Raw genomic sequence first — 1,429 nt, 5'->3', positions numbered from 1 at the left:
CTAAATTGAAAGTTACTTCTGAAGTACAACCTGTTAATGTATTAGTCAGTATTGCTATTATAGGTTGTGGACTGCTTGTATTTGTATATCCACCTAAAATTGGGTTGGTTTCTGTACTCGCATCTGCCGCATTCGCATAATAACTCACTGCTACATTCACCTGACCATTTAAAATCTCTGTAGTCTTTGTAGCTAAATCAAAGACTTCTTCGTCATCGCCTGTCGCATTATCATCACACAACTCATAGTTTGTTACTGCTATGACTGTTGGTTTTGGATTTACAATCAATTGAAGTGGTGTGGTATCATAACAACCCGTTGTTCCATTTTCAATACGTGCTATAATTTCTTGTGATCCGGCTTGGGTATTGGTGTAATTAGTTGGTAGTGCACTAACTCCTACTTCTGCATCAGCTTGATTAGCATAATAGCGAACCGTCATACCAGATTGTGAGCCAGTAACTTCTGCGTCTTTAGTACTAAGATCAAACACCGCAAAACCATCTGTGTCATCATCACAAACTTCTAATGCTGTGGTTACATTAGCTATCGGATTTTCTAAAACTTCTAAGGCTAAACTATTTACACTATAACAATTTGTTGTTGTGTTTTCTAGACGTACAAATACAGTTTGATTGTCAATTGTAGTGTTCACATAACCATCAAATATCTCGGCGTTATCGTTTTGTGCTCCCGCTAAGTTTTCATGAAAAGAAACAACCACTCCAGATTGTCCGTTTAAAAACTCTGATTCTTTTGTGTTTAATGGAAATCCTACAAACCCATCCTCATCATCATCACACACTTGTAATGCAGACACCGCAACGACTTCTGGCAACGCATTTACGATAAGATCAAAACTCGTCGTACTATAACAAGTAGGATGTAAAGGATCTTCTACTCTAACATATATAGTCTCTAAATTTGCTGTGTTATTGGTATAACTCGTTGGTAAAGCTCCTGCGTTATTATTAGCATTATCCTGGCTCGTATGAAATGAAACATTGTAAACCGTTGCATCTTGTCCGTCTAAAATAATACCTTCTTGACTGCTTAAATCGAAAGTGGCAAAGCCATCATTACTAACGTCATCACAAACTTCCATGGCATCAGGTGTTGTAGCTAAAGCTCTAGCATTAACTACTAAATTAAATAACGCTGTTACCGAGGCATTGTAACAAGAAGAATCTCCTGCGCTCGATACTCTAACAAAAATAGGTTCTCCATTAACAATATTAGTGTAATCTGATGGTAAAGCATTATCCCCTAAGTCGGCATCTGCAAAATTTAAATGATACGTTACCGTAAAATCTGTTGGTGATTGTGACCCTAATATACCTAATGTTTGGTCGCTTAAATCAAAACTACCCAAACCGTCATTAGCGACATCATCACATATTTCTAAATCTGCAACGGGATTGATGGCTGG

General features: G+C 37.4%; 1 protein-coding gene. It reads right to left on the bottom strand.

The window, feature by feature from the left end:
* On the bottom strand, positions 1-1,429 hold a 1,429-nt coding region (locus tag ADIWIN_RS20615), incomplete at both ends, for an FIDD domain-containing protein (protein WP_040757658.1).

The sequence above is a fragment of the Winogradskyella psychrotolerans RS-3 genome (assembly GCF_000427335.1).
Taxonomy (GTDB): Bacteria; Bacteroidota; Bacteroidia; order Flavobacteriales; family Flavobacteriaceae; genus Winogradskyella; species Winogradskyella psychrotolerans.
Note: the sequence above shows the minus strand (reverse complement) of the source record. Positions and strands in the feature narration are given on the sequence as shown.